The sequence below is a fragment of the Brevibacillus sp. JNUCC-41 genome, assembly GCF_014844095.1.
GTDB lineage: Bacteria > Bacillota > Bacilli > Bacillales > DSM-1321 > Peribacillus > Peribacillus aracenensis.
The window spans coordinates 2628794-2635000 of sequence record NZ_CP062163.1; the positions used below are offsets into that span (position 1 = coordinate 2628794).

A 6207-nucleotide genomic window follows, 5' to 3' on the forward strand; every position below is an offset into this window, starting at 1 on the left:
GTATGTATAGAGGGAGTGGCGTATTGAAATGGGGCGTTGGGGATGACTTTCTACATCTTGATTGCAGGAATCATTTTTTGCATGGTGATGAGCATTCGTACGTTATTTCTTGTTGAGTCGGGAGGAAAGAAGTTTTCTCTGGAGGATATGCTGTGGCTTGGCAATTTATATGCGACGATATTGGTTGGATTTGCACTGATTTATTTATTATACGAGCTTCAGAATCATTCGGTGATTCTTGATATGGGCAATCGGTTGGATGGCACTTTCTATGAACAGTTGAAGACTTCCTTTTACTTTAGTGCGATGACGATGTTTTCTGTAGGTTATGGAGATATAGCCCCGATTGGCATGGGAAGGATGATAGCTACCATTCAGGCTTTCATCGGGTATACACTGCCGGCAGCGTTCGTGATTCGGACAGTTATCGATTTGGAGCAGAAAGATAGGAAGGATAAATGAAAGTTGTGTTTCTTTCGATTATTGGGTACTCTTACCATAATGAAAGAAATGGAGGGTTCAATATGACTGTTAAAATTGGAGAAAAAGCACCTGATTTCAAACTCCCTGCAAACAATGGTGAAATGGTTTCCCTATCGGATTTTAAGGGGAAAAACATTGTTTTATATTTTTATCCAAAAGACATGACGCCAGGTTGCACGACGGAGGCCTGTGATTTCCGGGACCATAATGAGCAATTTGAGGAATTGGACGCGGTCATCATTGGTATCAGCCCAGATCCAGCGGCACGTCATGAAAAGTTCATCGAAAAGCATGGATTGCCTTTTCTGCTGCTTGCTGACGAAAATCATGAAGCGGCTGAATCATTTGATGTTTGGCAATTGAAAAAGAACTTTGGCAAGGAGTATATGGGCATTGAACGTTCAACTTTCCTGATAGATAAGGCTGGTAAGGTAGTCAAAGAATGGCGTAAAGTAAAAGTCAAAGGCCACGTCGAAGAAGCTCTTGAAACTCTTCGCGACCTCGAAAAATAAGGGACAGGCAGATGAAGGATGAGCGAATAACGAAGCTTGCAGCCAGGCTGATTCATCATTCGATACAAATACAGCCAAAAGAGAGAATCCTCATACGGGGGCATATCAACACGAAACCATTATTGAAAGAGCTGATTGATGAAATATACAGAGTGGGTGCTTATCCATATGTAGAACTCGAAGACGATGAGATAAGCCGCCACCTGTTACAAGGGAATGTGAAGGAACAACTTGACACATCTTCGCAATGGGCTCTGAAGAAATATACGGATATCGATGCAGTCATCATCATCACAGGGGAAGAAAACGAAGTGGAAATGACTGATGTTCCCATCGAGAGGCACCGTCTTCAGGGGGAGGCCATGAATTCCCCCACTCTTTTCTATGTAAACAACCGACGTTGGGTCTTACTTAATTATCCAACCAACGCATCAGCGCAAAAAGCCGGCATGCCCTTCAACACGTACCAAGACTTTCTGTTGAACGTTTGCACCATGGATTACGGGAAAATGGAGGCGGCCTTGAAACCGTTAAAACAATTGATGGAACGGACTGACAAAGTCAGGATCGTTTCACCAGGGACAGATTTGACCTTTTCCATTAAAGGTATGCCGGCCATCATATGTGCCGGAAAAAAGAATTTACCGGATGGGGAAGTGTTTACGGCACCCATAAAAGATAGTCTCAATGGAAGGATATCCTTCAACACACCCACAACCTATGAAGGAATCACCTTTAGTGACATAGAATTAAACTTTGAAAAGGGAAAAATCATTAAAGCAACTTCCAATCGTGACTCAGAAATGAACCAAATTCTTAATATTGATGAAGGGTCCCGGTTTATAGGGGAGTTCGCAATTGGAATCAATCCATATATATTGGAACCTATGGACGATATATTGTTCGATGAGAAAATAAGCGGGAGTCTGCACTTGGCTATTGGACTCTCCTATGAAGAAGCGGATAATGGAAATCGTTCATCGATACATTGGGATATGGTCTTGATCCAGCGTCCGGAATATGGGGGCGGTGACATCTATTTTGACGACGTCCCGATCAGAAGGGATGGCGATTTCATTTTGCCTGATTTACATGCATTAAACCCAAATTGTTTAAAATAAAGCCTTTTTTAATAAGGGGAAGGCTTTTGTCCAACTCAAAAAGGGGACACCTGAATATGCTTTATTAAGGGAATACCTCCTCAGAGAAAGTTGCGCGGGACACATAGAGCCCGTGTTTTTTTTATGTTAATTAAAAGGGAGAGATAAACATGTTAATACTTTCGACTGTCATTCCGAATGAAGGTATCCAAACGAAGATGGTGGAAGCTTTTCCAGATTTGAACTTCATTTATCAAAAAGGATGGACGGATGGGCCGCTTCGTGAAGCGGAAATCCTAATTACATATGGTGAAGACTTAACTGAAGAAATCATTGGGAAAGCGGCGAACTTGAAATGGATCATGGTCATGAGTGCAGGGATGGAATTAATGCCATTTAAAGCCATTGAGGAACGTAGCATTCTGGTGACAAACGCAAGAGGCATTCATAAAATCCCGATGGCCGAGTATACGATAGGGATGCTTTTGCAATATGAAAAGAAATTGAAAATGCTTATCAAGAATGAAAAGGAAGAATTGTGGGATAGAAAGATTGAAGTAGGGGAATTGAATGGCAAGACTATGCTCGTTATTGGTGTCGGTGCAATTGGAGGGGAGGTAGCTCGTCTTGGGAAAGCCTTTGGGATGACGACGATGGGAGTGAACCGGAGCGGGAAGCCAGTGGAATCCATCGATCACCTTTATACTCTGGATAATTTATTGGAAGCCTTACCGGGAGCTGATTATATCGTATCTGTCCTGCCAAGTACGGATGAAACGAAGGGCCTTCTGGAAAAAGAGCACTTTAAAGCAATGAAAGAATCTGCAGTTTTCGTGAATATTGGCCGCGGAGACCTGATTAACGATGAAGTGTTGATCGAAGCCCTGGATGCCGGGGAGTTGTCTCATGCCATCTTGGATGTATTTGACCCGGAGCCTTTGGGAAAAGGGCATCCGTTTTGGAGGATGGAGAAAGTCACAGTCACACCGCATCTATCAAGTAAAAGCGGAGAATATCTACCAAGAACCTTTGCCATTTTCGAAAAAAACATGCGTGAATACCTGAAAACTGGAAATGACTTCACCAACGTAATCGACTTATCTAGGGGATACTGAACTCAAAGCAGAAATGGTATAGATTCATTGTGTTCATGAATAAACTAAAAAAGAATGGTTAAGCCATTGAATTATTGACAAATTCAACGCATAAAAGGTACACTATTTATAAATATTACAATTTAAGAATTCATACTTAATTAGAAAAAGAGGTGGACGACGGTGTCTGAAGTTCAGTTAAAAGAAGCGTTGGATTCCTTAAAAGATACCGGTGTAAGAATAACTCCTCAACGCCATGCGATACTTGAGTATTTGATAAACTCCATGTCCCACCCCACCGCTGATGATATATATAAAGCGCTGGAAGGCAAGTTTCCGAATATGAGCGTGGCAACGGTTTATAACAATCTGCGTGTGTTCCGTGAGGTAGGTTTGGTAAAAGAACTTACGTATGGTGATTCTTCAGCAAGGTTTGACTTTGTGACGACGAATCATTATCATGTAATTTGCCAAACTTGCGGGAAAATTGTGGATTTCGATTATCCTGCATTGGATGAAGTCGAGCATTTTGCTGCACAAGTCACAGGTTTCAATGTTAGTCACCATCGGATGGAAATCTACGGCGACTGTACGGATTGTGCGAAAAAAGAATCGCATTAAAAAAAGTTCCTCCACTTGGTTGGAACTTTTTTTCATGTTATCTAGAAATGATACAATTGTTAAAGACTTCTTGAAAGGGAATTCAGCTAGCGGAATTCCTCTAGTCATGCAGGCTTTTTCGGTTATATTTTTCGTTGAATTCTTCGCCTTCCAACTTTTTGTCAAGTGTCAATGGTTCTTCACAATGCATGCAAATATCTACACGCCCTAGTATTTTTGTGGGTTTGCTGCAATTAGGGCAGACAACTTGGATCGATTTTGTAGAAAGCATTCCAATCCAAAAATAAACCCCTGTGCTTGCGATGATGAATAAAAGGCCCAGCCCCATGAAAATCGTCATGACAACAGGATTCGTTTTGAAGAAAAGTCCAAGGTACATTACGATGAAGCCGATGAAAATCAAACTCAAAGCAAAAGTACGTATTTTATTGATTTTGCTAGAATATTTAGCCATGGATTGTCCCTCCTAAAATATAACTTTAACTATAACATAAACAATGGATGGAACAAAAAAGAAATAAAGGATACATATTACTTTTGAATTCAAATAGTTTGGGTAAGGGAAATAAGCAGGAATTTGAAGAGTTTTGTCGAAAATCTAAAAAAAAAGGTTTTGGAGGAATTTATGATGGAAGATATCCTTCGCCCGATTTATCAAGAGCGAGCAAGTTTAAAATCTACACTTGGAATCTTGTTAATAGAAAAAAGAGATGATAATAGCGCAATCACCGATACATTTGACTACATCCTTTTTGTAATTGCAGACGAAGCCGAAGAGGCCGTGTTTTTAAAGCATTACACTTATCAGGATAAAAAGGCAGCCTTGCATATCGTAAAGGAAGACCAGTTAAAAGAATGGCTTCTATTAGGCACGAACCGAAAAGTGATTGACTGGATATATAACGGGAAGGTCATTTTTGACCGGAATGAATATTTGGACCGTTTGAAAACCGAAATCCGTGAGTTCCCCTTCTATGGAAGGAAGTTAAAGATGGGGATGGAATTTGCAAAGTTAATTCGCAGGTACATGGATGGGAAAAGCTTCTTTGAAAAAGGCCATCATCTTGAGGCATACAACCATATCGTTCATTCCTTGCATCACTTGGCCCGTTTGGAAATAATTGAACAAGGCTTTTATCCGGAGGTTACGGTCTGGAACCAAGTGAAGCATATGGAACCTGAAATTTTCAAGTTGTATAAAGAATTGATCAGCAGTGAGGAAACTCTCGAAAAAAGATTGGAGCTTCTATTCCTTGCGAGTGAGTTTCTTATTTATTCTCGGACGAATGCGGGTTCACAGCATTTGGTTGAAATAATGGGGACGAAAGAAGATCCGTGGACGATTGCGGAGCTAATGGAGCATCCGGAAGTGAAGTTTTATTCAGTGGACCTAGGTGTTTTATTGGAATATTTGATAGAGAAGAAGGTAATCGACGTCATCAAAGCGGAGACCAAAGGGCACGAGGTATATCATCGGTTTTATAGGGTTTCAAAAAACTTTTAAAAAAATGCAATTTTATTGTTGACCATTAATAATATAGGTGTTATATTAATACATGTCGCTGCGGGACATCAGCTTTCGCAGCTTCATCAAAACGAAAACAACTTAAAAAAAATAAAAAAACATGTTGACAATGAAGTTGAAAACATGATAAGATGTAAAAGTCGCTTACGAGGTAAACGACAGCGAAATTGCTCTTTGAAAACTGAACAAAACAAAGCGCCAACGTTAAATTTTAAGTGAGCACACACTATCAAAAAGCAAATGAGCAAGTCAAACATTTCTTCGGAGAGTTTGATCCTGGCTCAGGACGAACGCTGGCGGCGTGCCTAATACATGCAAGTCGAGCGAATCGACGGGAGCTTGCTCCCTGAGATTAGCGGCGGACGGGTGAGTAACACGTGGGCAACCTGCCTATAAGACTGGGATAACTTCGGGAAACCGGAGCTAATACCGGATACGTTCTTTTCTCGCATGAGAGAAGATGGAAAGACGGTTTACGCTGTCACTTATAGATGGGCCCGCGGCGCATTAGCTAGTTGGTGAGGTAATGGCTCACCAAGGCGACGATGCGTAGCCGACCTGAGAGGGTGATCGGCCACACTGGGACTGAGACACGGCCCAGACTCCTACGGGAGGCAGCAGTAGGGAATCTTCCGCAATGGACGAAAGTCTGACGGAGCAACGCCGCGTGAACGAAGAAGGCCTTCGGGTCGTAAAGTTCTGTTGTTAGGGAAGAACAAGTACCAGAGTAACTGCTGGTACCTTGACGGTACCTAACCAGAAAGCCACGGCTAACTACGTGCCAGCAGCCGCGGTAATACGTAGGTGGCAAGCGTTGTCCGGAATTATTGGGCGTAAAGCGCGCGCAGGTGGTTCCTTAAGTCTGATGTGAA

Annotated in this window: 7 protein-coding genes and 1 rRNA gene (1 of these 8 running past the window's edge); 7 read left to right on the plus strand and 1 reads right to left on the minus strand. The window is 41.8% G+C overall.

The window, feature by feature from the left end:
• Positions 1–42: 42 nt before the first annotated feature.
• The 5 genes from JNUCC41_RS12780 to perR all read left to right on the plus strand — a co-directional run bounded on the left by JNUCC41_RS12780 (position 43) and on the right by perR (position 3810).
• Positions 43–462, plus strand: a complete 420-nt coding sequence (locus JNUCC41_RS12780) for a potassium channel family protein (protein ID WP_034305333.1) — start codon at positions 43–45, stop codon at positions 460–462.
• 62 nt (positions 463–524) lie between these two features.
• A complete protein-coding gene (gene bcp, locus JNUCC41_RS12785; protein ID WP_192207895.1) occupies positions 525–995 on the plus strand; it encodes a thioredoxin-dependent thiol peroxidase in 471 nt (156 codons plus the stop codon).
• Positions 996–1006: 11 nt separating this feature from the next.
• Complete coding sequence (locus JNUCC41_RS12790) at positions 1007–2116, plus strand: aminopeptidase (RefSeq protein WP_192207896.1); 1110 nt, start codon at positions 1007–1009, stop codon at positions 2114–2116.
• A 149-nt stretch (positions 2117–2265) separates the two neighbouring features.
• Positions 2266–3210 carry a D-2-hydroxyacid dehydrogenase gene (locus tag JNUCC41_RS12795; protein WP_192207897.1) on the plus strand — a complete coding sequence of 315 codons (945 nt, stop codon included), beginning with the start codon at positions 2266–2268 and terminating at the stop codon, positions 3208–3210.
• Between the two features lie 162 nt (positions 3211–3372).
• Positions 3373–3810, plus strand: a complete 438-nt coding sequence (gene perR, locus JNUCC41_RS12800; protein WP_192207898.1) for a peroxide-responsive transcriptional repressor PerR — start codon at positions 3373–3375, stop codon at positions 3808–3810.
• A 100-nt stretch (positions 3811–3910) separates the two neighbouring features.
• On the opposite strand, the gene JNUCC41_RS12805 is transcribed toward perR, so the two are convergent.
• Entirely contained in the window at positions 3911–4264 is a 354-nt protein-coding gene (locus JNUCC41_RS12805) for a YgzB family protein (RefSeq protein WP_076371179.1), read from the minus strand.
• 174 nt (positions 4265–4438) lie between these two features.
• Here JNUCC41_RS12805 and JNUCC41_RS12810 point away from each other — a divergent pair, with 174 nt between their 5' ends.
• Both JNUCC41_RS12810 and JNUCC41_RS12815 read left to right on the plus strand, forming a co-directional pair.
• Positions 4439–5314 (plus strand): nucleotidyltransferase-like protein, encoded by an 876-nt coding sequence (locus JNUCC41_RS12810; RefSeq protein ID WP_192208148.1) that lies wholly within the window; start codon positions 4439–4441, stop codon positions 5312–5314.
• 279 nt (positions 5315–5593) lie between these two features.
• A 16S ribosomal RNA gene (locus JNUCC41_RS12815) occupies positions 5594–6207 on the plus strand (it continues 937 nt past the right edge of the window).